Source organism: Sporobacter termitidis DSM 10068 (assembly GCF_900130065.1).
In the GTDB taxonomy this organism is placed as follows: Bacteria; Bacillota; Clostridia; order Oscillospirales; family Oscillospiraceae; genus Sporobacter; species Sporobacter termitidis.
The window spans coordinates 39038-66021 of sequence record NZ_FQXV01000016.1; the positions used below are offsets into that span (position 1 = coordinate 39038).

Below are 26984 nucleotides of genomic sequence, written 5' to 3' on the forward strand. Positions count from 1 at the left end.
ACCTCCGTTTCATCATGCACGCATGGCTGCGTAAATCTTGTCGATCGTATTGATATTGCGGGACGTCAGCAGGCTTTTGTATTTCCTGTCGCCCAGGGCCTTTTGGCCAAAGGCGCTCGCCAGCGTTTCTCCGGCGGGGACGACCCAGAAAGCGCCGGTGTTGATGGGGACAAACGTCTCGCTTTCCCGGTGGGGGAGCCCCTCGAAAACCCCGGCCAGCTCCCGGACGGCCCCGGGCGCGTCGCACAGGAGATAATACAGATGGCAGCCGGCCGGCGCGCCGGCGTCTTTGGCCGCGGACAGGACGTCGGCCAGCTCCGCCGCGCCGCGGAGGAAGACATGGGCATCGTATTTGAAATACCCGCCGAGGCCTGCCTCGATGGCCGGCCGCAGCGCGGCCCTGTCGCCGCCGTCATCCGTCATGATCACATTTCCGGTGGCGAGGATCGTTTCGGCCTCGGGAAAGGACATGGCGGCAAAAGCCTTTTTCAGCGCGTCCATCTTTATCCGCACGCCGCCCACGTTGACGCCGCGCAGGAACACGCAGTATTTTTCGGGCATGGCAGCCTCCTCAGGCAAATTTTTCATTATTATACCATCATTAGACGAAAATAGACAAGTAATGTGCCATACCCAATACGGCGCCCTAAAATAATTATCGGAAGAAAATCCGGATAATAAATGCCATACCGCGATTTAACAGCGGTATGGCATTTGTTATAAAGATGACCGTGTTTATTTGTTCAGAATATTTGCCAATTCCCCAAGCCCGGCCTCAAAGTTGACGCCGAAGCGGTTGTCCGTGCCGGCGGCTTTGGTGCGCTCGATGCTTTTGTAGGTGAACTCGACGGCAATGGCCGCCGAGGCGCTCAGGCCGTGGCCGGTCAGGAGCGCGGCCACCAGCGCCGAGGCGAAGACGTCGCCCGTGCCGTGATAAAAGCCCTCCACCCGGGGCGAAAAAGCATAGTCGAGCTTGCCCGCCGCCGTATCCAGGCTGGCCGCGCCCAGCTGCGCGTCCCCTAAAGAGACGCCGGTCAGGACCACCTGCTTCGGCCCGAAGGCCGCCAGCGCCGACAAAAGGTCCTCGATGAACGCGGTGTCGTACGGGCCGGGGCGGTACGGCCGTCCGGTCAGAAGACAGGCCTCGGTGATATTGGGGACGACGATATCCGCCTTCCGGCAGAGCTTTTTCATGCCCTCGGGGAAATCGGCGCTGAAATTGGCGTAGAGCCTGCCGTTGTCGGCCATGACGGGGTCCACGACGATGAGCCCGTCCGGCGTTTTGAGCTTGTCGAAAATCTCCGAGACGATATCGATCTGCTTAAAGGAGCCGAGGTAGCCCGTATAGACGGCGTCAAAGCGGAGGTCCAGCGCCTGCCAGTGGGACGCCACCGGCAGGATGTCGTCCGTCAGGTCCCGGTAGGTGTAGCCGTCAAAGCCGCCGGTGTGCGTGGAGAGCACGGCGGTGGGGATGGCGCACGTCTCAATGCCCGCGCTGGAGATGATGGGCAGCGCCACCGTGAGGGAGCATTTCCCGAAGCAGGAGATATCGTGGATCGCCGCCACCCTTTTTTGCCTGGACATGAGGTCACTCCAATACGAATTGATTGCTACAGTTTACCCCTCGGAGCGACAAAAATCAAGGAATATCATTCCTTACGTATCATTCCCGCGCAGGCGGGAATCCATTCGTTAACGTGAAGCGACGTGGATTCCCGCCTGCGCGGGAATGACAGGGGGGTACGGTTTCGTTTATCAGCCGAGCGCCTGGGAGAGGTCCTCCAGCAGGTCGTCGATGTGCTCGGTGCCGATGGACAGGCGGACGGAATTGGGCCTGATCCCGGAGTCCAGCAGCTCCTCGGCGGTCATCTGGGAATGGGTCGTGCTGCCGGGATGGATGACGAGGGACTTGGAGTCGGCCACGTTGGCCAGCTGCGAGAAAAGCTCCAGCCTGTCGATGAAAGCCCGGGCCTCCTCGGCGCCGCCCTTCACCTCAAAGGTGAAAATGGAGCCGCCGCCGGCGGGAAAATATTTTTTATACAGATTGTAATACGGGCTGTCCGGCAGGGAGGGATGGTTGACGCGGTCCACCTTCGGGTGGCTTTTCAGGAACTCCACCACCTTGGCGGTGTTGTCGTTGTGGCGCTCGACGCGGAGCGACAGCGTCTCCAGCCCCTGCAGGAACAAAAATGCATTGAAGGGGCTCATGGCGGCGCCCATGTCGCGCAGGAGCGTGACGCGCGCCTTGGTGATGTACGCGGCCGGGCCGGCCACGTCGGTGAAGACCGCCCCGTGGTAGCTGGGGTTGGGCTCGGTGAGGCTGGGGAAGCGGCCGGAGCCGGCCCAGTCAAAGGTGCCGCCGTCCACGAGGACGCCGCCGATGGACGTGCCGTGGCCGCCGATGAACTTCGTGGCCGAGTGGACGACGATGTCCGCGCCATACTCAAACGGGCGCAGCAGATAGGGTGTGGCAAAGGTGTTGTCGACGATGAGCGGGATGCCGTGCTTGTGCGCCGTTTTCGCCAGCGCCTCGATGTCGATGATGCTGCAGTTGGGGTTGCCCATCGATTCGATGAAGATGGCCTTTGTGTTGTCCCGAATGGCGTTTTCAAAGCTGCCGGGCTCGTCGGGATTGACGAATGTCGTGCTGATGCCGATATCCTCGAAGGTGTGGGCAAAAAGATTGAAGGTGCCGCCGTAGAGCGTGTTGGCCGAGACGATATGGTCGCCGGTGCGGGCGATGTTCTGGATCGCGTACGACACGGCCGCCGAGCCGCTGGCCAGGGCCAGGGCGCCGACGCCGCCCTCCAGCGCGGCCACGCGTTTTTCGAAAACATCGTTGGTCGGGTTCATGATGCGGGTGTAGATGTTCCCGCCCTCCGTCAGCGCGAACCGGCCGGCGGCCTGCGCCGTGTTCTCAAAAACATACGAGGTGGTCTGATAGATCGGGACGGCCCTGGAGCCGGTCGCCGGGTCCGGCGTCTCCTGGCCCGCGTGCAGCTGCAGTGTTTCAAAACGTCTTTTTTTATGCTCCGCCATATGCTCACTCTTTTCTTTTTTTTGTTATTACATATTAATCATATATTATTAATATGAATTAAATATAGCACGTCTGCCGCCGATGTCAAGAGGCAGATGAAAATTTTGGCAGACGACACCCATGGCCCTTACCGCGCCACGGCGACCGCCTCGATCTCAACAAGGACGTCCTTCGGCAGGCGGGACACCTCCACGCACGACCGGGCGGGGAACGGCGCCTTGAAAAAGCCGGCGTACACCTCGTTGACCCGGGCAAACGCGTTCATGTCCCGGATGAACACCGTCGTCTTGACCACCCGGTCAAGCCCGGTGCCGGCCGCTTCCAGCACGGCCTCCAGGTTTTTGAGGGCCTGGGCGGCCTGGGCCGCCACGTCGCCCGGCACGACGGCGCCGCTTGCGGGGTCAAGCGGGATCTGGCCCGACGCGTAGATAAAGTCCCCGGCCCTGACCGCCTGGGAATACGGCCCCACGGCGGCGGGCGACTTCTCCGTTCTGATCTCAAAAATATCCATGATTTCACCTTTTCTCGACAAAAATTTGCTGTAATTATTAATATATCTATGATATCATTTTAAATCAATAAAAGTAAGTGTTTTTGCTTTTTTATTCGGCGGGCCGCGGCTTTACGGCGGCAGCCGCCACAGCGGCGGCTGAGGTGCAGGATGGGTACGAATCAGGTGCGTATCATCGACGAATTCACAAAGCTTGTCGCCATCGACAGCCCCTCCTACGGCGAGAGGCAGCTGGGCGACTACGTCAAGAACAGGCTGCAGGCCCTCGGCCTTCTGGTGATCGAGGACGGCACCGGCGACACGATCGGCGGCAGCTGCGGCAATATTTACGGCTTTCTCAAGGGGGACCAGGACAAAAAGCCGCTGCTGTTCTGCGCCCATATGGACACGGTGGAGCCGTCCCGGGGGAAAGAGGCCGTTCTCGGCGCGGACGGCGTTATCAGGAGCGGCGGCAAGACCGTCCTGGGGGCCGACGACATGTCCGGCGTCGCGGCCATTCTGGAGGCGCTGACGGTTATCAAGGAAAAGAATCTGCCCCATCGGCCCGTCGAGGTCCTGTTCACCGTGGCCGAGGAGGTGTACACAAAGGGCAGCGGGGCCTTTGATTTCGCCAAGGTCATGGCGGAGGAGGCCTATGTGCTGGACCTGTCCGGCCCCGTCGGGACGGCGGCTTATGCCGCGCCCAGCATCCTGTCCTTCACGATCACCATCCACGGCAAGGCGTCCCACGCGGGCTTCGCGCCCCAGAAGGGTATTCACGCCATCTCGGCGGCCGCCGACGCCATCGCCATGCTGCCCATGGGCCGGCTGGACGAAGAGACCTCCCTCAATATCGGGACGATCACCGGCGGCCTGGGGACGAACATCATCCCGGACAAATGCGTCGTCCGCGGCGAGGTGCGCAGCTTAAACCACGAAAAGGCCAAAAAGCAGGCGGAGCTTGTGCGAAAGCAGTTCGAGCTGTCGGCCAGCGCCATCCGCGCCACCGTGGACTTCCAGCTGGAGACGGCCTCCGTGGCCTACGAGACGCCGGTGGACCACCCTGTCGTCAAGCGGTTTGAAAGCGCCTGCAACGCCCTGCAGCTGCCGGTGTCCCTCGTCAGGACCTTCGGCGGCAGCGACCAGAACGTCATCGCCCAACAGGGCATCCGCGGCATCGTCCTCGCCAACGCCATGAACCGCGTTCACGCCCTGGACGAGTACACCACCGTGGAGGAGCTCCTCCGCGCCGCCGACCTGACGTTGGCGCTGATGACGAGCGAAGAGTAAAATCACAGGCTGTGCATACATACGTCGGGGCGGATTCCACATCCGCCCCATTTTTCTGCTTTGCCGCGCCGACAGGAGCGGGCGAACACAGTTCGCCCGCCTTTGCCCCGCGCCGCTATTACCCCGGTCACGCCGGATGAACCCCCGCCTTGCGATGCCCAAAGTATATTGCAATGCCCCAAAGCCCTGTCATTCCCGCGAAGGCGGGAATCCACGTTCCCCCGTCCCTCTTGCCTCGGGCTTGCCGCGCCGGCAGGAGCGGGCGAACACAGTTCGCCCGCCTTTGTCCCGCGCCGCTATTACCCCGGTCACGCCGGATGGAACCCCCCTTGCGATGCCCCAAAGTATCTTGCAATGCCCCCAAAGCCCTGTCATTCCCGCGAAGGCGGGAATCCACGTTCCCCCGTCCCTCTTGCCTCGGGGCTCTGCCGCGCCGACAGGAGCGGCGGGCCGGGTCGTCCCGCCCTACGCATTCTTTTGTGTCAAAACTGCCATGCTGACATAATGCCGCCGGACGTGATATAATATAAAAAACCGCAAAAAGCCGGAGGTCACTTATGATATTGGAGAAGTACGGATACTTGAGGGTCGCGGCGGCCGTGCCGCGGGTCACGGTCGGAAACGCGGCGCACAACGCGCGGGAGATCGTCGGCCTCGTCAAAAAAGGCGCGGAGGAGCATATCAAGGTCATGGCGTTTCCGGAGCTCTCCGTGACGGGCTATACCTGCTCGGACCTTTTTCATCAGCGGAGCCTGCTGAACGGCGCCGCGGCGGCGCTGCGGACGATATTGGACGAGACGGCGGATGTCGACATGCTCGTCGCCGTCGGCATGCCCGTGGAGGCAGACAATCAGCTGTTCAACTGCGCCGTCGTCCTCCACGCCGGAAAAATCCTGGGCGCCGTCCCCAAGACGTTTATCCCGAACTACAACGAGTTTTATGAAAAGCGCTGGTTCGCCTCCTCGGTGAACCGGGTGAGCGATACGGTGCGGCTGTGCGGCGCCGACGTGCCCTTTGGCGAGAATATCCTGTTTAAAAACGTGAATTCGGCGCTGATCGTGGGCCTGGAAATTTGCGAGGACCTGTGGATGCCGATCCCGCCCAGCTCCCGCCACGCCCTCTTCGGGGCCAATCTGCTCCTCAACCTGTCGGCCAGCAATGAGACGGTGACGAAGTCGGACTACCGCCGCGAGCTCGTCCGGCAGCAATCGGCCCGCTGCTACGCCGGCTACGTCTACTGCTCGGCCGGGCAGGGCGAGTCCACCACGGACGTCGTGTTCAACGGCCACGCGCTGATCGCCGTGAATGACAGCATCGTCAGGGAATCCTCTTATACGGAGGAATCAACATATATTTTCGCGGACATGGATATCGAAAAGCTCATGAGCGACCGGCGGAAATTCAACACCTTCATGGGCAGGGCGGAGACGGGCGATTACCGCACCGTCGCGTTTGACATGAAGGACGGCGGCGACGTCAGGGAGAGCTTCAAAGTCGACCCGCAGCCGTTCATCCCCCGGGACAGGGACGAGAAGTTCGGCCGCTGCCGGGAAATCTTCAAGCTCCAGTCCGTGGGCCTTTTGGAGCGGATGCGGAAAACGGGGATCAAAAAAGCCGTCATTGGCCTGTCCGGCGGCCTGGACTCCACGCTGGCGCTGCTGGTGACGAGCGAGGCCGTCCGGGCGTTGAAGCTGCCGCCGGAGAGCATCATCGGCGTCACCATGCCGGGGCTCGGCACCACGGACCGCACCTATCAAAACGCGCTGACCCTGATGCGTGAGCTGGGCGTGACAAAGCGGGAAATCTCCATAAAGGAAGCCAGCCTCCTGCATTACCGGGATATCGGCCACGCGCCGGACGTTTACGACGTCACCTTTGAAAACGTCCAGGCCCGGGAGCGGACGCAGATTCTCATGGACGTGGCCAACCAGGAGGGCGGCCTCGTCATCGGCACGGGCGACCTGTCCGAGCTGGCCCTGGGCTGGTGCACCTACAACGGGGACCACATGAGCCATTACGGCGTCAACTGCGGCGTGCCGAAGTCGCTGGTGAAGCATCTGGTGTCCTGGTACGCCGAAACGGCGGAAAACAAGGCCGTCTCCGCGGCGCTTTACGATATTCTGGAAACGCCCATCAGCCCCGAGCTGCTGCCCGCCGACGACGAGGGCCAGATCGCCCAGAAGACGGAGGACGTGGTTGGCCCCTATGAGCTGCACGACTTTTACCTGTACCATTTCCTGCGCAACGGCTTCGCCCCGGCGAAGATTTTAAAGCTGGCGTCCATCGCCTTCGACGGTAAATATGAGCCGGAAACCATCAAAAAGTGGCTTAACAACTTTTACAGGCGGTTTTTCTCCCAGCAGTTCAAGCGCTCCTGTCTGCCGGACGGCGTCAAGGTCGGTTCCGTCTGCCTGTCCCCCCGCGGCGACTGGCGCATGCCCAGCGACGCTTCCGCCGCCGAGCTCCTGCAGGAGCTGGAGGAAGCGGAGGCGTAAAGACAAGACTTAGGCTTACAGGTAAGACGGCTCGTGGTGTTTTATTTGCTGAAAAGATCAACGGGGCGATGTGGGCATCGCCCCCTACGAAGTTCAATGAGAAAACATTGGGCGGGCTTTATGCCCGCCCGTTCCTATGATATGGGAGCCTCCCGCGGAAAGGTGCGTCAAGGATGCCGCGCCCTACGCAAAAGAGGAGAATGGCGTCTTTCCCCGGCTCCCTCAGACGAGGGAGCTGTCGCCCGCAGGCGACTGAAGGAGGGCGCCTTGCCGCGCGCCCGGGGCACGCCTTTCGGCGCTGTGCTCCCGTCGCCCTCCGGCGAAAGGGAGGGATAACGCGTACCATGAGTGCGGTGTATCTCTCCTTCCGTCATTTGCTGCGCAAATGCCACCTCCCTCGTCCGAGGGAGGCAACGGGAGGCGCATATTTATTCCACCAAATCGACCAGATACCCGTACCCCTCGCGCGCCATGTCTTCCCTCGGAATAAAGCGCAGCGAGGCGCTGTTGATGCAGTAGCGGAGGCCGCCTTTGTCACGGGGGCCGTCGGGGAAAACGTGGCCCAAGTGCGCGTCGCCGGCGCGGCTTCGGACCTCGGTGCGGACCATGCCGTGGGTCTCGTCGCTTTTTTCGCGGACCACGTCCGGGTCGATGGGCTTTGAAAAGCTCGGCCAGCCGCAGCCGGACTCGAACTTGTCCGTGGAGGAAAAGAGCGGCTCGCCGGTCGTCACGTCCACATAGATGCCGGGCCTGTACTGATCCCAGAACTCGTTTTTGAACGGCGGCTCGGTGGCGCTGTGCTGCGTGACCTCGAACTGGACGGGGGACAGGCTGCCCCGGAGCGTTTCCCTGTCCGGGGCGGCGTAGCCGGACGGGCTGACCACGGCCTCCGCCGCCCTTTTGAACTTGCCGGGCCCGATATGGCAGTAGCCGCTGGGGTTTTTGTCCAAATATTTTTGGTGATATTCCTCGGCGGGATAGAAGCTTTCCAGCGGCCGCACCTCGACGGCCACCGGCCGGCCGCGCTTTTCCTGCAATTTGTCGATTGACCGCCGGATGACGGGCAGGTCGGCCTCATCGGCGTAATAGACGCCCGTCCTGTACTGGACGCCCCTGTCGTTCCCCTGCCGGTTGACGGACGTGGGGTCGATCGCCTCATAAAAGAGCGACAGGAGAAAATCAAGCGGCAGGACGCCGGGGTCGTAGACGACCCGGACCGTTTCGGCGTGGCCCGTGTCCCTGCGGCAGACGTCCTCGTAGGTTGGGTTCTCCGTTTTCCCGTTGGCATAGCCGACCTGGGTTTCGAGGACGCCGCGGATGGACGCGAGATATTTTTCCGCGCCCCAGAAGCAGCCGCCGGCCAGATAAATTTCCGCCATAATGACCTTCCTCCCAATATCTCGATTCGGAAAAAGTGTTGCCCTGTTCCGATTTGGAGTATACCATAAACGTTTGCGCGGCGGTATAAAAATATACCGCCGCGCTCATAAAAAATGCCGTTATGACTGGGATTCCGCCGCCGCTTCCACGCGGCTGGCCGCCGGGGCTTTGACGAACAGGATGCAGACGAGGGCCAATATGAATCCGGTGACGGAATATTTGAAAAGGACCCCGTATCCCAGCCGGTCGATCAAAAGGCCGGCCAGCGGCGGGGAGGCGATGGCGGCCAGGGAGGAAAAGAGGTAGTACAGGCCCGTGTATGTCCCGATGCTCTCCGGCCGCGCCATGCTGACGACGAAGGGGTAGGAGTTGATGTTGATCAAGGCCCAGCCGGCCCCGCCGACGATGAAGAGGTAGCCGATGGTGTCGATGCTGTTCGTGAAGAACACCGCCGCAAAAACGGCCACGATGATGGAAATGCCGATGACGATGGTTTTCTTCTTTCCGATCCACGTGCCGATAATGCCGGCGGGAATCGCAAACACGACCATGGAGAGCGAGAAGTACGTCAGCTTGCTGGCGGCCGCCGCTTCGCCCACGTGCAGGTACTCTTTGCCGTAGAGCGTAAAAAAGGTCGAAACGGAATTGAACGCCACAAACCAGAAAAAGATCGCCAGCAGCAGCATCAACACGTTTGTCAGGCTCTTTTTATCGGAAAAGATCTGCCGCAGGCTGATTTTCTCCGGCGCGTTTTCCCGGGCGGCAACGGTCAGCGAATCGCGTTTTTCCCTGATGTTGAAGAACAGGACGACAAGGCTGATGAGCAGGAGCAGCCCCGCCATGTAGTAGGGGTACGCCGGATTGGCGCCGTACAGCTTTGAGCCGACAAGAAAGGCGATGACGGACCCGACGCCGCCCATCAGGTTGATCACGCCGTTTGCCTTGCTGCGCAGCGGCTCGGGCGTGATATCGGGCATCAGGGCAATGGTCGGGGACCGGAAGGAGGCCATGATGAGGTTATACAGGACGATGATGACGATCAGGGATATGAGGTCCCGGTGGTTGGGTATCAGGCTGACGAAAACCGCCGCCAGCGGCATGCAGATCAGAATAAACGGCATCCTTTTGCCGAATTTCGTGTTCGTCCTGTCGCTGAGGGCGCCGATCGCCGGCTGCAGGAACAGGCCGATATAGTTGTCCAGCGTCATGAGGAAACCGATCAGCCACACCTTGTCGATGAACTTGTTCAGAAAGATGGGAACGTAGGAGTCGTACAGCGCGGCGCAGAGGGAGATGGCGAAAAACCCGAAGCCGAGGATAAACGTTTTCTTGTAATTGAGCTTCATAGGGCCTTGTCCCCGTCTTTTATCCGGCGCAGCACGTCGCAGTAATTGGTGATGATGCTGTCAACGCCCAGGCCGATCATGTTCCGCATATCCCGGGGCGCGTCCACGGTGTAGGGGTTGATAAGCAGGCCGCTGTCCTTCATGCCGCCGATCGTCTCGCTCCGGACGGAATAAAACAGCGGGTGGAGCGCGTCTGCCCCGATGCTTTTGGCGTATACCCAGGGATTCACCATGCCGCACATGTAGAGGATGCCCGTTTTTATGGCCCCGTCGATTTCCTTGCAGGCGACCAGGGAATAGTGATTGAAGCTGGAGATGATGACGTTTTCGGTCACGCCGTACGCCCGCAGCAGGGCGATGAGCTCCTGCTCGATGCCCGGATAGAGCACCACCCCGCTTTTGATCTCGATGTTGACGAGGAGGTCCCTGCCGGAGACAAATTCCAGAAACTCCCGCAGCGTCGGGATTCTTTCGCCTTTGAACTCCGGGGAAAACCAGCCGCCCGCGTCCAGCGCCCGGAGCTCTCCCAGCGTATGCGTTGCCACGAGCCCCGTCCCGTCCGTGGTGCGCTCCAGCAGTTCGTCGTGGATCAGCACCAGCTCGCCGTCCTTCGTCATCTGGACGTCCGTTTCGAGGCCGTCGGCGCCGCTTTCCAGCGCCAGCTTAAAGGATGCCATCGTGTTTTCCGGGGCCAGATGCGGCACGCCCCTGTGTCCGATAATTGCCGGAAACATCATTAAACCCTCCGCTCCGTTTTGATTTCCGCCGGTAAAGCAGGTGTTTTTTTTATTATATCGGCAGGACGGAGGGCTTTCCGCCAGTTTTTGTTAAATGTACGATAAATGTACATGAATCCCGATAACGAAGAGGGCCGCCATGCAGCATGGCGGCCCTTGTGTGCTTTGATTGCGGCATATCTAATAGATATATATCTGTTAGATATGTCGCGTAGGGGCGAACTGTGTTCGCCTGTCCCTGTCGGCGCGGCATCACCCCGACAGAGGGACGGGGGGACGTGGATTCCCGCCTTCGCGGGAATGACAATGTGCCTCCAGGGGAAGGCTTTTTAAAGAACGTCTTATTTGCTTATCCCCATGATCTCGTAGATTTTCTTGAAATCGAGGCTTTCCCGCAGGGCGCTGGCCAAAAGGTCGTATTGGGCGTTTTTGTAGTCGTCGAAGCTGACGCCGGCGTCAAAATCGACGCTGAGCCCTTTGCTTTCCAGCAGCAGCCGGACCAGCGTGGCGCCGGGCGCGCCGTCGAACAGGCCGTGCAGGTAGCTGCCGAAGACGTTTTGATACACGGCCCCGTCCGGCTGGCCGTCCGACAAAACGCAGAAGGGGACCGCGCCGCCGCTCAAAGCGGTCCTGCCCATGTGGATCTCGTATCCGGTCACCCCAATGCCGGCCAGGCCGCCGTAATACCCTCCCAGCGGGCAGACGGCGCCGGTGACGCGGGTGCGGACCTTTTTCGGCTCGAAAATCGTGTCCGCGGGCAAAAGGCCGAGGCCGGCCATATCGCCGCCCTCTTCCACGCCGTCGGGGTCGGAGAGCGTCCGGCCCAGCATCTGGTAGCCGCCGCAGATGCCGATAACGGGCGTGCCGCCGCCGGCCAGGCTTTTAATGGCGTCCGCGAGGCCCGTGTCCTGCAGCCATTTGAGGTCGCCCATCGTATTTTTCGTGCCCGGCAGGATCACCAGGTCGGGGCCGCCCAGCTCCTCCGCGCGGGTCACATACCGCAGCCCGACGGGTTCCAGCCGGGACAGGGCGTTGAAGTCGGTGAAATTCGAGATGCGGGGCAGGCGGATAACGGCGATGTCTAGCGGCTTGCCGGAGACCTTCTGGCTGAACCGCTCCGTCACGCTGTCCTCGTCGTCCAGGTCGAGATTCAGGTAGGGGACGACGCCGAGCACCGGGATGCCCACCAGGTCCTCCAGCTGCTTGAGGCCCGGCTTCAAAAGCGCCGCGTCGCCCCGGAACTTGTTGATGACGATGCCCCGGATGCGCTGCTGCTCCTCCGGGCTCAGCAGCTTGACCGTGCCGTAAATACTGGCGAAGACGCCGCCCCTGTCGATGTCGCCCACCAGCAGCACGGGAGCGTCGGCGATCTTCGCCATGCCCATGTTGACGAAGTCGTCCTGATTGAGGTTGATCTCCGCCGGGCTGCCGGCGCCCTCCAGGACGACGACGTCGTTTTGCGCGGCCAGCGTGTTGTAGGATTTTGTGATGACCGGGCGGAGGCGGCTTTTGAACTCGTAGTAATTCCCGGCCGTCATCGTGCCGGCCACCTCGCCGCTGACGATGACCTGGCTGCCCATGTCGTTCGTCGGCTTTAAAAGGACGGGGTTCATCAGAACGGACGGCTCGATGCTGGCGGCTTCCGCCTGCATCACCTGCGCCCGGCCCATCTCCAGTCCCTCGTGGGTGATAAAGCTGTTGAGGGCCATGTTCTGGCTTTTGAACGGCGCGACCTTGTAGCCGTCCTGCGCGAAAACGCGGCAGAGCCCGGCGCAGAGGAGGCTTTTTCCGGCGCTGGACGCCGTGCCCTGGACCATGATCGGTTTTGCCATATGATTCACCTTATTTCGTTGTGGTCTGCCCGAGCAGGCCGGACAGCGCTTCAATGAGTTTTATATTTTCCCCGTGGGGCCGGACAGCGATGCGCCAGCAGCCGGACGCGAGGCCGGCATAATTGCCGCAGTCGCGGATGAGGATGCCCCGCGCCCGCAGGTTTTCCGCCAGCCTCGGGACATCGGCGCGAAAGAAGATATAATTGGCCTCGCCTGAGAGCGCCGCGAGGCCGAGGCGGCGCAGCTCCCGGAGGAGATATTCCCGCTCCGTTTTGACGAGCGCCCGGGCCCTGGCGACGTAGCCGTCCTCCCGGAGGGCGGCCAGCCCCGCGGCCTGAGCCAGGGACGACACCGCCCAGGGCTGCCCGGCGTTCTTCATCGCCTCCAGGAGCGGCAGGTTTTTCGTCATGCAGTAACCGAGGCGGACGCCCGCCATGCCGTAAAGCTTCGTAAAGGCGTCCAGAATGAGGAGCTTATCGGCATCCTTGAGGCAGCCTCTGAGCGTGTGCTTTTCCGGTTCGTCCAGAAAGCCGTTGAAGCACTCGTCCACAACAAGCAGCGTACCGCTGTCCTCGCAGGCGGCCAGAATCCGGCGGAGCAGCGGGGGGGCCACGGTGAGGCCGGTGGGGTTGTTGGGGTTGCAGATAAAGAGCATGTCGAGGCCCGGCGTGATCCGCGCCAGAAGCGCCTCGGTGAGGGCAAAGCCGGCCTCCGGGGCCAGCGCATGGCGGAGGACGCGGCAGCCGGCCGTCTCCAGCGCCAGCTCATATTCGGCAAAGGTGGGCGCGGTGACGAGGGCCGTTTTCGGTTTGGCGGCCAGCGCCAGCCGGAAGATCAGGTCGGCCGCGCCGTTGCCGCAGAGAATGCAGCTGTCCGGGAGGGCGAGCCTTTCGGACAGCGCCGCGCGCAAACGCCGGCAGAGCGGGTCCGGGTACCGGTCGGCGCCGGCCGCGGCCGCCGCGATGGCCGGGGGGACGCCGTCCGGGATGCCCAGTGGGTTGCAGTTGGCCGAAAAATCCAGCGGTTCACTGCCGTATTCGAGAATATACCCTTCCATATCCCCGCCGTGTATCAGAGCCATATAATCACCGCCTTAACAAGCATACAGACAATAAAAAAGAGAAACGCCGTGGCGTAGAGGAGCCGGTTTACCCGCCCGATGTCCTCCGGCTCCACCGGGCGGTCGTCGTCGCCGATGGTCGGCTTGCGCACGAGCTGGCCGAAATAATAGTTGTCGCCGCCAAGCCTCACGTGCAGCGCCCCGGCGCAGGCGGCCTCCGTATGGGCCGAGTTGGGGCTTTTGTGATTCAGCCGGTCGCGTTTAAAGATGCGCCAGGCATTTTTGCCGTCAAAGCCCGACAGAAACGCCGCCAGGACCATGAATACCCCGGCCAGCCGGGCGGGAAGGAGGTTGACGGCGTCGTCGGTCTTCGCCGCCGCCCGGCCGAAATAGAGGTACGTGTCGTTTTTGTAGCCCACCATGCTGTCCATGGTGTTGAGCGCCTTGTACAGCAGCCCCAGCGGCGCCCCGCCGACGGCCAGGAACAGCAGCGGGGCGATGATCCCGTCGCCGGTGTTCTCCGCCACGGTCTCCACCGCGGCGCGGGTAACGCCCTGCGCGTCCAGGCTTTCCGTGTCGCGCCCCACGATCTCCGCCACGGCGCGCCGCGCCGCCGGCAGATTATCTTCCCTGAGCGGCTTATACACCGTCATGCTCGCCACGCTCAGGGAGCGGAGGGAGATGCACTGCCAGACGAGGATGCTTTCCACCGCCACGCGCAGATAGACCGACACCATCTGGCAGAGGACGAGCACCCCGATACCCGCGCCCAGCGAGACGATACTCATAATAATTACAAGGCAGACCCCCGCCGCCAGCGCGCCGCCCTGCGTTTTCGGGAAGCTTTTGCGCAGCACCCGCTCGAAAAACGCAATCAGCCTGCCGTACCCCAGCACGATATGCGGCCACCCGATGGGGTCGCCGATAATGAGGTCCAGTATGAAGCCGATAATCAAGGCCGTCAGTGAAAGCATGGGATTCCTCCATGATTGAATAATGCCCACCCGCCCGCCCGATAGAGGTATAGGGCTTCGCCCTATGACCCATTGAAGGTGCGGCTGCGGGGCTGCGCCCGTGCCGGAGGCGGGGATTGGTATTTTGCTTTGAACATATACGGTAGGGCGGGGGCTTGCTCCCGCCGTTCTTGTTGGCGCCGGGGCTGGGTGACATGTCCGAGGCCCCAGGACGGAAGATGCGGCTGCGCAAACGCTATAGTTTACCGCACGCCGTAGGGCGGGACGACCCGGCCCGCCGTCGATCCGGCCACCCGTCCCCCGGAGTGCGGCGCGGTGGGACGCCGAGGGCGGCGTCGCGTTCCCCTGCGCCCGCTGCGCGCGGCCGCCGTTCCCCGCCGTAGGGGCAGACCTTGTGTCTGCCCTCCCCGATGCGCAGTGCAGCAATGTTACAGGGCTGAAGGGTATGGCGTGATATATCTATAAGATATATATCTAATAGATATATTGCAAACTCTGGGCGGACGGGCGATTGATAATCGCCCCTACGGGGTGTGTCCGCGTGTATTGCGGGGGCCGGACGTGCCGGGGGCCCTTGGCGCTTCGTTCGTTTCCGCCGTCGTGCTGCGGGAAACGGAATGGCATCGGAGACATTCCCAAGGTGCAAAACCTTGCCGATGCCTGTAGGGGCGATTATCAATCGCCCGTCCCGCCCGGCGAACACAGTTCGTCCCTACGGCATGGATTGTCATCGCAGGGGCGAGCTGTGTTCGCCCGTTCCTGTCGGCGCGGCAGAGCCCGGAGACAGAGGGACGGGGAACGTGGATTCCCGCCTTCGCGGGAATGACAAGGCTTTGGGGCATTGCAAGATACTTTGGGCGTCGCAGGGCGGGGTTTATCCTGGGTGACCGGGGTAATAGCGGCGCGAGACAAAGGCAGGCGAACACAGTTCGCCCCTATGGCATGGATTGTTGTCTTCGTAGGGGCGAACTGTGTTCGCCCGCTCCTGTCGGCGCGGCGTCGAGCCGTGGATAAGGACCGACGGCGGGCCAGGGTCGTCCCGCCCTACGAGGATGTCATTGAATTGCGTGCCGTTACGGGTAAGAGCCGATGGGGCGATGTGGGCATCGCCCCCTACGGTTTACCACGTGATTTGCACCACAAAATCGCACCGCGGCAGGCCGCCGAAGGCCGGTAAACGGGGCTTCGCCCTTTAAGGCTTAGGCTGGTAACAGGATAACGAAAGTCCATTCTCCCACGCACAGACCCCTAGGTTTCGGGGAGGAGGATTCCAAAGGAGGAGGCGGAGCGAGCGTGAGCGAGCCGCGCCGGTATCGGCGCGTAAAATCGAGTGCCAGCGAGATTTATGCCGAGGCGGAATTTATTTCCGCCCGGCAGATTAAATTAACAGGGGCCCCCATGCGGCTTGCCGTGTGGGGAGAAAAAGCCTCCTCCTTTGGCGTATCTTTTGGTTACTTTTCTGCACGAGCAGAAAAGTGACCCTGCGGAGCTTTTACGTCCCCCCCGCCCGCAGGCGGAACCCCCACGCTAAACCGCCCGTTCCGCATACCTGGCGGCGGCCTTAACGAAATTTTCCGCGAAGGTGGGGTTGCCATAAAAGTAAAGGTGGGGGAAGCCGGCGAAGAGGGTTTCGGTAGCCACGACGCAGGGCCAGGATTTTCCCCTGGGCTTTGCCGCGGTGCACTGCCCGCCCGTAACGGTGGAGTCCCAGTAGTGGAACTCGTGGGCGGGGACCGATGCCCCGGCGGCGCACAGCATGGTGTCTTCCCGCGCCGTCAGCGTGACGTAGCCGAAGCGCTGCAGGCGCGATGTCTTGAATCCCCGCCCGGCGATAACGCCGGCCATGGGGAAAGCCTGTCCGCTGTCGTCCTCCAGCGACTCGTGGAGATAGAGGTAGCCGCCGCATTCGGCAAAGGCGGGCATGCCGCCCGACACGGCCCTGCGGACGCTGTCCAGCATGGCGGCGTTCTGGCTCAGCTGCCCGGCGTAGAGCTCGGGGTAGCCGCCGCCCAGGTACACACCGGAAACGCCGTCGGGCAGCCCGCTGTCCCGCAGCGGACTGAAGGGGACGAGCTCGGCGCCGGCCCGGGTGAGGAGATTCAGGTTGTCCTCGTAATAAAAGCAGAAAGCCTCGTCCCGCGCCACGGCGATGCGGGGCTTGCTATTGAGGTGCATGCCGGCCTCCGGCAAAGAACCGCCCACAGAGGGCGCGGCGGCCGCGATTTCAAGGAGCGCGCCGATATCCACGGCCGCTTCGGCCGCGTCGCCGAGCTTTTCCAGCTTCTGCTGCAGATCGCCTATCTCCTGGGCGGTGACGAGCCCCAGGTGGCGGCTGCCGATGGCGCAGTCCTCCAGCCGGGGGAGATGGCCCAGCACCGGCAGGCCCGTTTCGCGCTCCAGCATGGCCTTCGTCATGTCAAACAGCGGCTTTGAGCAATCGTTCAGGATGACGCCGGCGATGCGGCTGTCGCTGCGGAAGTCCTTAAAGCCCTTGATTGTCGCGGCGATGGAGAGGAACGCGCCGCGGGCGGAGACGACGAGGATCACCGGCGTCTCGGTGGCGGCGGCGAGCGCGTAGCTGCTGGCCTCGGTGCCCGTGCCGGAGCCGTCGTAATAGCCCATGACGCCCTCGATGACGGCGGCGCCGCGGCCGGCGGCGTGCCCGGCAAAGAGCCCGCGCACGGTCTCGGCGGGCGTGAAGAACAAATCGAGGTTATAGCTCGGGATGCCGAGCACGGCGCGGTGGAACATGGGGTCTATGTAATCCGGGCCGCACTTGAAGCTGACGGGGTCGAGGCCGCGCCTCTTAAGCGCCGACAGGAGCGCCAGCGTGACGGTGGTTTTGCCCGCCCCGCTGGACGGCGCGGCGACCATAAATCTCGGAATTGCTGCCATAATGCACCTCCTGCGGCAGAAAACAAAACGCCTCTCCGGGACGGAGAAGCGTGAAAAAGCAAAGACCTGCTTTTATCACCCCGGCCGAAAGTCCCGTCGGCTCAGATGTAAATCGCAGCGTCTGTATTCTGGCTCGAGCGTCCTGGCCGTCGTTTCGCCTTCCCATGATGACCACAGTGACCGGGGCTTCCCCCTTGAAACGAGGCTGTTACTCTTACAGCGGCGGCTCCGCGCGGGATTTTCACCCGACTTCCTTCGGCAGGGTCCCCTGCCGAGCGCAGCGATTTCATATTGTGTGTTTATGGTAAGGGGAAAAAGCGGATTTGTCAAGTGGCGGATATGCCGCGCGCCGTGTCCATGCACATAAATATTGAGGAACTGTGCAAGCTGTTTAGATGGTTGAGGTGAATCGTCATGAAATTTGATCAGGAGCTGCTTGGAAAAATCGATGAAATCATCGATCAGTACATCAAGGCGCACGACGACCTGGAGAAGGTCTGGAGAGAGAAGATCGTTTTTACATGGCACTGGTGGCTCGACGTGGCGCTGGCCGTGCTGCCGTGGGTCTTATGGCTTATTGTACGCGACAGGAAGAGGACGCACAGCCTTTTGTACGCCGGCCTGTTTACAATGCTCGTGGCGGCGCTGCTGGACGTGGCGGGCGTGTCCCAGGGCGGCTGGAACTACAACACCCTGCTGCTGCCGTATTTCCCCGAGTATGTGCCGTGGGACCTGACGGTCATGCCGGTCACGGCCATGCTGTTCTATCAGTTTTTGTCCAGGGTGAACCCCTGGCTCAAGGGCGTGGTGTTCGGCCTTATGGCCGCCTATGTGGTCGAGCCGGTCTTCATCTGGCTCGGCATGTACGAGCCGGGCGGCTGGGAGCACCATTATTCCCTGCCTATCTACTTTGCCATCTATATGGCCGGCCATTGGCTGTACACCCGCAGCCTCCGCGAATGTGAAAAACGCCATACAAATTGAATAAAAATTTGGTAAAAAATTTCAAACTTTTATAATAATCTTTCACCTGTCCTGAATATTGTCATATCAGATGCCGCCGGCGGCGGGCGTCAGATGGGCATGCCGTCCGTGCCCGGGCATCAATATTTAGGGGAGGTCAAAGCATGAACAAGTTGTCGCGGTCCGATATCTTTAACTATGCGTTCTACATGTTCACCGATAGTCTCGTGGTTGTCATGCCTCTCGGTTATATGTCTGTTTTCCTGACGGATAATCTGATGATGAGCGCCGCCCTGATGGGGACACTCATCCTGGTTGCCCGGCTCGTCGACACGGTGGTCGGAATTCTGTCGGGGGGCATCATCCAGCGCGCGCGGGAAAAAGGCACAATGTATAGCAAATGGATCACGGCTACCCGCTGGATCGTCAGTGTCGGCGTCATTCTAATGTTCACGAATACCACGGGTACGCCCATGGCCGTCCGCTGTGTCCTCTCTTTTATCGCTTACTGCATGGTCAACTGCAGCATGAACTTTGTCCAGACATCCCAGTTCAATATCCTGGCCGTCATGGGCGGCGCGTCAATGGAAAACAGGAATAAGCTGGCCTTCAGGGGGACGCAGTTTGTCGCGGCGGCGAGTATTCTCTCCTCTCTTATAACGGTCCCGTTGATCACGGGCCTTCAGCCTGTCGTGGGCAGTGCTTACAGCTATATGATCGTGTCTGTTATCTACGCCATTCCATACATTTTCGGATGCCATTTCCTGGCCAAGGCCTGCCTGAAGTATGAGCGGGCCTCGACAGTCAGCGTCGGCCCGAGCATCCCGGTCAGGGAAATGGTCAAATCCGTCGTGACAAACAGCCAGCTGCTTATTCTGCTGGTGGTAAACTCCATCAGCTACATGGGTACCTTTATCATCATGACGCTTGCCGCCTATTATTTCATCTATGTTCTCGGCAACTTTATGCTGATGGCCGTCTCCATGACCATCTCGACGGTGTTCGGGCTGTTTGCCGCCATTGTGGGCCCGAAGGTCGGCGTCAGGCTCGGTAAAAAGCGGGCCATGGTCATTGGGCTGCTCGTCGGCGTTATCGGCCAGCTCCTTATCTTCTTCTTCGCGCGGAACTCCGTGGTCCCCTATGTGATTATCGGCTGCTGCGCCTCCCTGGCCGGGTACTTCTACTTGGGCTTCGGCGCAAACTATGTTCTGGACTGCGGCGAATATCATTTCCATAAGACCGGTAAAGACAACCGCGCCGTCGCCATGGGCATGATGACCTTCCCGATCAAGATCGGCCTGATCGTCGGCGGGGCCGTGGGCAGCTTCGGCCTGGCGGTGATCGGCTACACGGCGGGCATGGCGCCGTCGCCCGACTTCGTCAGTAACTTTATGATCGTGTTTTCACTCATTCCGGCGGCGCTGAGCTTCATCGCGATGCTGGTCATGCTCTTCGGATACCACATCTCCGACGCGGACGCCGCCAGATACGCCAAGGAAAACGCTGAGCGCGCGGCGGCTTACGTCGCCGCAAAGGCCGCGGCCGACAGCGCCGAGAATACGTTGCCGTCCAATTGAGTTAAACAGGAGCCAAATAAAAAGAGGCCTTTGGAGCAATCCAAAGGCCTCTTTTGCTGAGCTTAATAGCTGGTTTCTTCTTTCAGGTTGCCGCCGAATTTCTCGCGCTGATCGTCCCAGGTGAAGTAGATCTTCTTGTCGTGGAGCTCCTTCATCTCTTCCTCGGTGTAGCCGAGGCTCTTGATGATCTCCTCGCTGTGCTCGCCAAGGAAGGGGCCGCGGGCGTACTTTTTCTTCTCAGCGCCCTTGATGCTGACAGGCTGGCGGACCATGGCGCGCTCGCCGGTGAGGTACTTGACGTTTTCAAACGCGCCGATCGCCCACGCCTGCTCGTCCTCCAGCACTTCCTCCCAGACCTGGGCGACGCTGTGGGGCACGTCGGCCTTGGTGAGGATTTCGACCCACTCGGCGGCCGTCTTCTGGGCAAAGGCTTCCTCGATGATGGCGATGAACTCGCCGTGGAGCTTGTTTTCCGTGATGCTCTTCATCGTGTAGCGCGGGTTGCCCACAAGCTCGGGGTGCCCGATGAGCGGCATGAATGTGGGATAGAAGATGTCGAACGGCGGCATGGAGAGCTGGATAAAGCGGCCGTCCTTCGTCTTGTAGGTGTTGTTGAAGGGATTCTCGGCAACCTTGCGGCTGGTGGGGTATTTCGCGCCGAGGTCCTTGTATTGGGCCGCCTGGATGACGATGCCCTGGGTCCAGATGGCGCTGTGGAGGAGGTTGATCTCCACCTTGTCGCCCTTGCCGGTTTTCTGGGCGTTAAAGAGCGCCACCATGATGCCGGCGGCCAGGAACATGCCGGTGGTGTGGTCGCCGATGCCGGGGACCAGGTTGATGGGCTCCGTGCCCTTCTGGTAGGACGTGCCTAAGAGGCCGCTGCGCGCCCAGAAGGCCGTAAAGTCGTAGCCGGGCAGGTTGCAGTCCGGGCCGGTTTCGCCGTAGCCGGTGAACGAGGCGTAAACGAGCCTGGGGTACTTGTCCTTCAGGCTTTCATAGTCCAGTCCGAGCTTGGCGATCGCCTGGGGGCGCCAGTTTGTGATAAAAATATCGGTTTTCTCCAGGAGCCTGAAGAGAATGTCTCTGCCCTCGGGCGATTTCAGGTCCAGGACAAGACCGAGCTTATGGGCGTTTTCCAGATCCCACGTCGTATTCTCGTACGGGGTGCCGAGACGGCCCTCGGAAACGCCGTTAAAACGGACGACGTCGCCGCCCTTCGGTTCGATTTTGATGACCTCCGCACCGAATTCGGCAAAGAAGCGGGCGCAGGCGGGCGCGCCGATAAAGGTGCTCATGTCAATGACCTTGATGCCTTCAAGTGGTCTTTGCGTACTCATTTTGTTTTCCTCCCGTGATTTCTACCGGTAAAAATCCGTGTCTGTTAAAACCTGACACTGATTTTATTGTAGAATACTATAAATGTCAATCGTCTAAATGGATAGAATTTCGCGCCCCGCGCCATCCGCGCGGGGAATTTTGCAGTTTTCGGGCCATGCCTTGAATACATTCCGGCGCCGGCAAAAGCGATCCCCGGGCGGGTGCCCGGGGATCGCGCCGCTATTTTACGTAATTGACCGTCCGGACCTTCGGCGCGGAGGAAGCGAAGGCTTCTCCATCCTGATAGCCGGCGATGACCGCGCAGTTGACCGTATTGCCCTCGGGCACGCCGCACTCCCTGAGGAGCGCCGCGCCGCCCTCCCCGGCAAACGCGCCGCGGACCGACATCAGGTAGCAGGAGCCGAGGCCCAGCGCCGTGGCGGCCACGAGCATGTTCTCCGCCGAGCAAGAGGCGTTGGCAATGCCGTTGGTGTCGGCCGCCGACAGGAGAATGAGCGTCGGCGCGCCGTAAACCGGCTCATAGCCGGGGAGCGAGGCGCGCTCCTTCATAAACCCGCCGCCGGCGAGCATGGCCTGTTTTGTCGCGTCGTTGATCTTCTTCAAAAGCTCCGGCTTCTGGATGACGGAGAGGTGATACGCCCCGCCGCCCGGTCCGCTTTTGCCGGCTTCCAAAATCGCTTCCAGGTCCTTGTCCGAAATCTGCGCCGTCTTGTACGACCGCACGCTCTTCCGTTTCAGGATCGCTTCCAATGCTTCCATAATAAAACCTCCTCAGATTTTGATAACAGATTAAAAAGGCGGTGCCGTAGGGCGGGGGCTTGCTCCCGCCGCTCTTGTGCCGCGCCGCGCGCTGCGGGTCCGGCAAGGGCAGAGCCCTTGCCCTACAGCGCCGCAGCGAATTGCCATGCGCGCCGCAGGGACAAATCAGCCCGCCGGCACGGCCGGTGCAGCCGAACAGCTGCGGATTTGGCCATGTCATTCCCGCGAAGGCGGGAATCCATACCCCGGCTGGGGAACGTGGATTCCCGCCTTCGCGGGAATGACACGAGGTGGGGCGGGGCCTCACGGGTTACGAAGCGGAGTCCCGACGGGGTTGAGGAACGTAGCCCCCCGACGGGGTCCGGGGCGGAGCCCCTGACGGGGCATGGGACGCCGCCTTGCGAGCGCCGGCGAGCCGCGCCGGTTGGCGCGTAAAATCGAGCGCAGCGAGATTTATGCCGCGGCGGAATTCACTTCCGCCCGGCAGATTAAATCATCCGGGGCCCCCGCGCGGCCCGCCGCGTGGGGAATCGAGGGGGTGGGGGGAGTTAATTATTTTTCGGTTGAATTTTTTGTCATATTCCATCAGTCGGAAGCTGAGCTCGATGTGCAGGAGCATCTCGTTGTCGCTCAGGCTGAAATTGAGGATTTCCTCGATGCGCTTGAGATGATAGATCATGGAGTTGCGGTGCAGGTGCAGGGCCTTGGCGGTGTTGGTGATGTTGCGGGAGTGCTTGAGATATGTATACAGGCTGTCGGTAAAGGAGGTCTTGTGCTCGGTGTCGTACTCCATGAGGTATTCCAGCTTCGGATGGCAGAACTTTTTGAGGTCGGACACGTCGGCGCAGGCCTTGGCGATGTGGTAGATGGCGTAATCGTCGTAGGCGTAGACGGTGATCTCGCTGTCGATGTGGGTGCCCAGGTCCAGCGCCTCGAGGGACTGGCAATAGTGCTCCTTGAGCGCGTCGAGCTTTGTAAACGGGCGGCTCACGCCGGCGTGGAGCTTGTAATCCTTCAGAAAATCCCGGAGCTTGAGGGCGTCGGACTCGAAAATCTCACGCTCGCCGTTGTAGCTCGAGACCATGGTGATGTTGTCGTTATAGATGAGAGCCTTGCTGCCGGTGATCATTTTTTCCAGGTAATCCCGCATATAAGGGATGGAGAAATAGGTGACGTCGAACGCCCTGATGTCGATCGTGACCACGTGGATGAACCGTTTCAGCCCCAGGTTCAAGGATTTGATTTTCTCTTCGATGACGGTCTGGTTTTTGACGCGGCCCTCGATGAGGTCGACGATGAACTCCTCGTAAAGCAGCCCGCGCGTGTAATGCAGGAACTTGTTTTTCTGCATCTCGGCCGAAATGGCGCTGGCCAGCATGGACAGCATCAGGTAATCCCGCTCGACAAAGGGCCTGTAGTATTCGATGACGGCGACGGTGGCCACCGGCCGGGAGCCGACGGCGACCCGGCAGAAGAGCCGCGGGTATTTCATGTTGGCCTCTTTGCACCAAAACGGCGTTTCGCTCTGCTCGATCCTGTCGGTCAGCTTCTCCTTGATGTTCATGGACACGACCTCCAGGGACAGCGCCCCTGTGGTCATGAACTCGTTCCAGGCCACGTCGTCCGTCTCCTTGACGTCGGAGGCGATGGCCAGCGCCTTCCAGCTCTTGTCCGAAACGATGATCGGATTCCCCAGCGCCTTGTACGCGATGGCGACGATGCTCTCCAGCCCCCGCGCCTTGGCCAGGGACGACAGGAGGTTGGCCGCGGCGGACAGCGCCCGGTCGCCCTCCAGCATAAAGTTGCACAAGCAGGCGTAGACGTCGTCCGGGTCCGTCCCCGCCGGCAGGACGGTGAGGCTCACAAACTGCAGCTTTTTAAACGCTTCCGGCACCGGCGCGTCCCCCACGCAGACGACGTTCTGCGGGCACTGCGCCGGCAGCTGGGAGGCCAGCCCCACGTAGAGCGTGCCCGCCGCCCCGGTGTCGGCATCGGGCCGGAGCGGCAGAATCTTCTCTATCTGGTTGTCCGCGCCCCCCGGCGAAATATAATCGGGACGAAACGCCCCGACCTGCTCTCTGATGGCCTTGACAGTAACTGGCATAGCTTTCCTCCCGCTTGTTCACCAAAACCGGCGCGGTATTTGACATAAGCCGTGATATCCTACGAAATAAAATCCGTGATTTCATTGTTTCAAATGATGACTTATTGACGGGGGCTTTCTAAAATGTTATTGAAGCAGGTCTGTAAGCTCTGATAAAAACAGGCTTAAAAATCCGGAAAATTTGTCTCTATTGTTATATTTTATCCAGCGCGCGCCTAAAAGTAAATACTCCGCCATAATTTTGTTCCGTCTATTGTACATCTAACGACAGAGGTGGTTTTTCATGTTCAGCACCTGGAACAGCCCAAACCCCGTCCTGTACGGCAGCGGATCGTCCAAAGCCGTCGGCGCGCAGCTTAAAAAGCTCGGCTGCAAAAAGGTCGTCGTGGTCTGTGACGCGGGCGTCAAGGCAGCCGGCATCGCCGGCAAAATCCTCGGGTACATACAGGCCGCGGGCATCGAGACAGTCCTTTTTGACGGCGTCCTGCCGGATTCGCCGGACGTGACGATCAATGAGGGCGGCGCGCTCGCCGCCGGAGAAAAGGTGGACGGCGTCGTGGCGGTCGGCGGCGGCAGTTCAATCGACACCGGCAAGGGCATCGACGTGCTCCTGTCCAATCCGCCGCCCATCAACCGGTATTTTGCCCGGCCCGGCCAGCCGCCCACCGGCGACCTGTCCCGCCTCAAGCCCATCGTCGTCATCCCCACGACGGCGGGGACGGGCAGCGAGGTCACGCCCGGCGGCGCCTGCGCCGACACGGCGGCAAACACCAAGGAGAATTTCGGCTGCCCCGTCACCCTCGGCATCATTGACCCGGAGCTGACGCTGGAACTGCCGCCGGCGGTAACCGCGGCAACCGCCTTTGACGCCTTATGTCACGCCGTGGAGGCCGTGGTGTCCAACCAGCCCAACGAGTTTTCGCAGCTTTTCGGCTTCGAGGCCATCCGGCTGATCGGCGAAAATCTGCCGGAGGCCGTCCGGGACGGCGGCGACCTCAAGGCCCGGGAGGGGCTGCAGCTGGCCGCCACCATGGCGTCCATGTCCATCCTCGGCCCCTTCTGCAATATCCCCCACGATATCGGCGCCGTCATCTGCATGAGGTTCCGTATGCCGCACGGTGTGGCCGTCAGCGCGTGCCTGCCGGAGATATTCAAATTCTATGCCCCGGCGGTGCCGGATAAGATGAAAAAAATTACCGAAGCGCTCGGCGGCGCGGTGCCGGAGGCCGCGGCGCCGGAGGAGATCGGGCGGATTGCCTCCGAGACGATTTTTGAGCTCATGAAGAACTCAGGGCTGCCCCGGCTCACGGACTACGTCGCCTCAAAGGCGGAGCTTTTGTCGGCGGTGAGGCCGATCATGGCCACGCAGAACTTTTTCTTCTCGCCCCGGCCCGTCACGCCGGACGACATCGCGGACATTCTCGGCAAATCCTATGACGCGCAGCTCAGGCTGCGCGCCCTCATGGAGGTGTAAGGCGTGCAAAGCATATTCTCAAGCCCGAACCCGCTGCTCTTCGGTGCCGGCACCTCGAGGCTCGTGGGCGAAAAGCTCAAGGAATTCGGCTGCAAAAAGGTCCTCGTCGTCTTCGACAAGGGCATCAAAAGCTCCGGCGTGGCCGACAGGATCATTAACATCATCGGTGGCGCGGGTATTGAAACCGTCACCTATGACGGCGTCCAGGCCGACCCGCCCGACTGGTCCGTGGAGGAGGCGGGCGGCATCGGCGTCCGCGAAAGGGTGGACGGCGTCGTCGGCGTGGGCGGCGGCAGCTCGCTGGACACGGCCAAGGGCGCCAAGCTCCTGCAGACGAATCCGCCCCCTATCAATAAATACTTCGGGCGGGAGGGCGTGGTGACAAAGCCCTCCGTCCCTCTGATCGTCATCCCGACGACGGCCGGCACCGGCAGCGAGTGTACCCCCGGCGGCGTCATCACCGATACGAAAAACAATATCAAAACGAACATCGCCGGCGTCGGCTGCGCCGTCAGTCTCGGCATCGTGGACCCGGAGCTGACGCTGGGCCTCCCGCCCGCTGTCACGGCCTCCACCGGCATGGACGCCCTCTGCCACGCGGTGGAGTCCTATACCTCGAATCTCTCCAACAGCTTTTGCGCGCTCACCGGCAAAAAGGCGTTCATCCTCGTGGGGAAGTACCTCGTCCGGGCCTTTGAGAACGGCGCCGATCTGGAGGCGCGGGAGGGCATGATGCTGGCGTCCTCCCTGGGCGGCATCTCCATGTCGGGTCCCCTGTGCCATCTGGCCCACGACATCGGCAAGGTGCTGGGCGGCAGGTTCCATGTCCCCCACGGGAACGCCTGCGCCTCCTGCCTGCCGCAGGTGCTGGAGACCATCGCCCCGGCCGTCCCGGAAAAGGTGCGGGACGTCACCGCCGCCCTCGGCGGAACGGTACCGGAGGACGCCGCGCCGGAGACGCTCGGCCGGGCGGCCCGGGATACGGTCCGGGCGCTGATGACGCGGCTGAAGCTGCCGGCCCTCCGGGACTACGGCGCGAAAAACGGCTTTACGAAGGCAGACCTCCTGGAGGTCGTGCCGCCGATGGTCGTCACGATGCAGGAGGGCCTCGTCAGGCTCTTCGGTCAGGGCACGTCCCCGGTGCCCGCGACGGAGGCGCTGGTGGCGTCCATCGTCTCCCGCGCCTGGGAGGAGAATTAGTTGGATTGGCGACGGGCGATTGATAATCGC

At 61.3% G+C, this 26984-nt stretch carries 21 protein-coding genes and 1 riboswitch; of the genes, 7 read left to right on the plus strand and 14 right to left on the minus strand.

Translation table 11 applies throughout. From position 1 onward, the window contains the following. Positions 1–12 precede the first annotated feature (12 nt). From BUB60_RS17325 to BUB60_RS17340, 4 genes are all read right to left on the minus strand, one after another. Positions 13–561, minus strand: a complete 549-nt coding sequence (locus BUB60_RS17325; RefSeq protein WP_073082039.1) for a DUF1697 domain-containing protein — start codon at positions 559–561, stop codon at positions 13–15. Positions 562–735: 174 nt separating this feature from the next. Beyond that, a complete protein-coding gene (locus tag BUB60_RS17330; RefSeq protein ID WP_073082043.1) occupies positions 736–1584 on the minus strand; it encodes a pyridoxamine kinase in 849 nt (282 codons plus the stop codon). Positions 1585–1755: 171 nt separating this feature from the next. Continuing rightward, a complete protein-coding gene (locus BUB60_RS17335; RefSeq protein WP_073082046.1) occupies positions 1756–3039 on the minus strand; it encodes an O-acetylhomoserine aminocarboxypropyltransferase/cysteine synthase family protein in 1284 nt (427 codons plus the stop codon). A gap of 128 nt (positions 3040–3167) precedes the next feature. After that, positions 3168–3551: a RidA family protein gene (locus tag BUB60_RS17340; RefSeq protein WP_073082048.1), complete on the minus strand. Its 384-nt coding sequence runs from the start codon at positions 3549–3551 to the stop codon at positions 3168–3170. 150 nt (positions 3552–3701) lie between these two features. Between BUB60_RS17340 and BUB60_RS17345 the strand changes: the two genes are divergently transcribed. Further along, positions 3702–4820: a M20/M25/M40 family metallo-hydrolase gene (locus BUB60_RS17345; RefSeq protein ID WP_073082050.1), complete on the plus strand. Its 1119-nt coding sequence runs from the start codon at positions 3702–3704 to the stop codon at positions 4818–4820. 557 nt (positions 4821–5377) lie between these two features. Further along, complete coding sequence (locus tag BUB60_RS17350; protein ID WP_073082053.1) at positions 5378–7315, plus strand: NAD(+) synthase; 1938 nt, start codon at positions 5378–5380, stop codon at positions 7313–7315. A 428-nt stretch (positions 7316–7743) separates the two neighbouring features. On the opposite strand, the gene msrB is transcribed toward BUB60_RS17350, so the two are convergent. The 6 genes from msrB to cbiB form a co-directional block, all read right to left on the minus strand. Beyond that, positions 7744–8694: a peptide-methionine (R)-S-oxide reductase MsrB gene (gene msrB / locus BUB60_RS17355; RefSeq protein ID WP_073082056.1), complete on the minus strand. Its 951-nt coding sequence runs from the start codon at positions 8692–8694 to the stop codon at positions 7744–7746. Between the two features lie 120 nt (positions 8695–8814). Beyond that, the gene (locus tag BUB60_RS17360; protein WP_073082059.1) at positions 8815–10041 is read right to left on the minus strand and encodes an SLC45 family MFS transporter; all 1227 of its coding nucleotides are present in this window, start codon (positions 10039–10041) and stop codon (positions 8815–8817) included. Next, complete coding sequence (locus BUB60_RS17365) at positions 10038–10778, minus strand: glycerophosphodiester phosphodiesterase (RefSeq protein ID WP_200796649.1); 741 nt, start codon at positions 10776–10778, stop codon at positions 10038–10040. The genes BUB60_RS17360 and BUB60_RS17365 overlap by 4 nt, the downstream gene beginning before the upstream one ends. Positions 10779–11119: 341 nt before the next feature. Continuing rightward, on the minus strand, positions 11120–12610 hold the full coding sequence (locus BUB60_RS17375) for a cobyric acid synthase (protein ID WP_073082067.1): 1491 nt from the start codon (positions 12608–12610) through the stop codon (positions 11120–11122). A 10-nt stretch (positions 12611–12620) separates the two neighbouring features. Continuing rightward, complete coding sequence (locus tag BUB60_RS17380) at positions 12621–13691, minus strand: pyridoxal phosphate-dependent aminotransferase (RefSeq protein ID WP_073082070.1); 1071 nt, start codon at positions 13689–13691, stop codon at positions 12621–12623. Further along, positions 13682–14644: an adenosylcobinamide-phosphate synthase CbiB gene (gene cbiB / locus BUB60_RS17385; RefSeq protein ID WP_073082073.1), complete on the minus strand. Its 963-nt coding sequence runs from the start codon at positions 14642–14644 to the stop codon at positions 13682–13684. The genes BUB60_RS17380 and cbiB overlap by 10 nt, the downstream gene beginning before the upstream one ends. A 1293-nt stretch (positions 14645–15937) precedes the next feature. Between cbiB and BUB60_RS19895 the strand changes: the two genes are divergently transcribed. After that, a complete protein-coding gene (locus BUB60_RS19895; protein ID WP_143162399.1) occupies positions 15938–16123 on the plus strand; it encodes a hypothetical protein in 186 nt (61 codons plus the stop codon). A 48-nt stretch (positions 16124–16171) separates the two neighbouring features. On the opposite strand, the gene BUB60_RS17390 is transcribed toward BUB60_RS19895, so the two are convergent. Further along, on the minus strand, positions 16172–17539 hold the full coding sequence (locus BUB60_RS17390; protein ID WP_073082076.1) for a cobyrinic acid a,c-diamide synthase CobB: 1368 nt from the start codon (positions 17537–17539) through the stop codon (positions 16172–16174). A 102-nt stretch (positions 17540–17641) separates the two neighbouring features. After that, a riboswitch (cobalamin riboswitch) is annotated at positions 17642–17834 on the minus strand. Between the two features lie 119 nt (positions 17835–17953). On the opposite strand from BUB60_RS17390, the gene BUB60_RS17395 reads away from it, so the two are divergent. Then, complete coding sequence (locus BUB60_RS17395) at positions 17954–18523, plus strand: CBO0543 family protein (RefSeq protein ID WP_073082079.1); 570 nt, start codon at positions 17954–17956, stop codon at positions 18521–18523. A gap of 143 nt (positions 18524–18666) precedes the next feature. Beyond that, positions 18667–20079 carry an MFS transporter gene (locus BUB60_RS17400; RefSeq protein WP_073082082.1) on the plus strand — a complete coding sequence of 471 codons (1413 nt, stop codon included), beginning with the start codon at positions 18667–18669 and terminating at the stop codon, positions 20077–20079. A gap of 62 nt (positions 20080–20141) precedes the next feature. Here BUB60_RS17400 and BUB60_RS17405 read toward each other — a convergent pair whose 3' ends face one another. From BUB60_RS17405 to BUB60_RS17415, 3 genes are all read right to left on the minus strand, one after another. Further along, entirely contained in the window at positions 20142–21416 is a 1275-nt protein-coding gene (locus BUB60_RS17405) for a CaiB/BaiF CoA transferase family protein (RefSeq protein ID WP_073082086.1), read from the minus strand. A 220-nt stretch (positions 21417–21636) separates the two neighbouring features. Next, the gene (locus tag BUB60_RS17410) at positions 21637–22176 is read right to left on the minus strand and encodes a nitroreductase family protein (RefSeq protein ID WP_073082089.1); all 540 of its coding nucleotides are present in this window, start codon (positions 22174–22176) and stop codon (positions 21637–21639) included. Positions 22177–22669: 493 nt separating this feature from the next. Further along, the gene (locus BUB60_RS17415; RefSeq protein ID WP_073082092.1) at positions 22670–24280 is read right to left on the minus strand and encodes a PucR family transcriptional regulator; all 1611 of its coding nucleotides are present in this window, start codon (positions 24278–24280) and stop codon (positions 22670–22672) included. Between the two features lie 283 nt (positions 24281–24563). On the opposite strand from BUB60_RS17415, the gene BUB60_RS17420 reads away from it, so the two are divergent. Further along, a complete protein-coding gene (locus tag BUB60_RS17420) occupies positions 24564–25754 on the plus strand; it encodes an iron-containing alcohol dehydrogenase (protein WP_073082095.1) in 1191 nt (396 codons plus the stop codon). Between the two features lie 3 nt (positions 25755–25757). Continuing rightward, positions 25758–26954 carry an iron-containing alcohol dehydrogenase gene (locus BUB60_RS17425; RefSeq protein WP_073082115.1) on the plus strand — a complete coding sequence of 399 codons (1197 nt, stop codon included), beginning with the start codon at positions 25758–25760 and terminating at the stop codon, positions 26952–26954. The last annotated feature ends 30 nt before the right edge of the window (positions 26955–26984 follow it).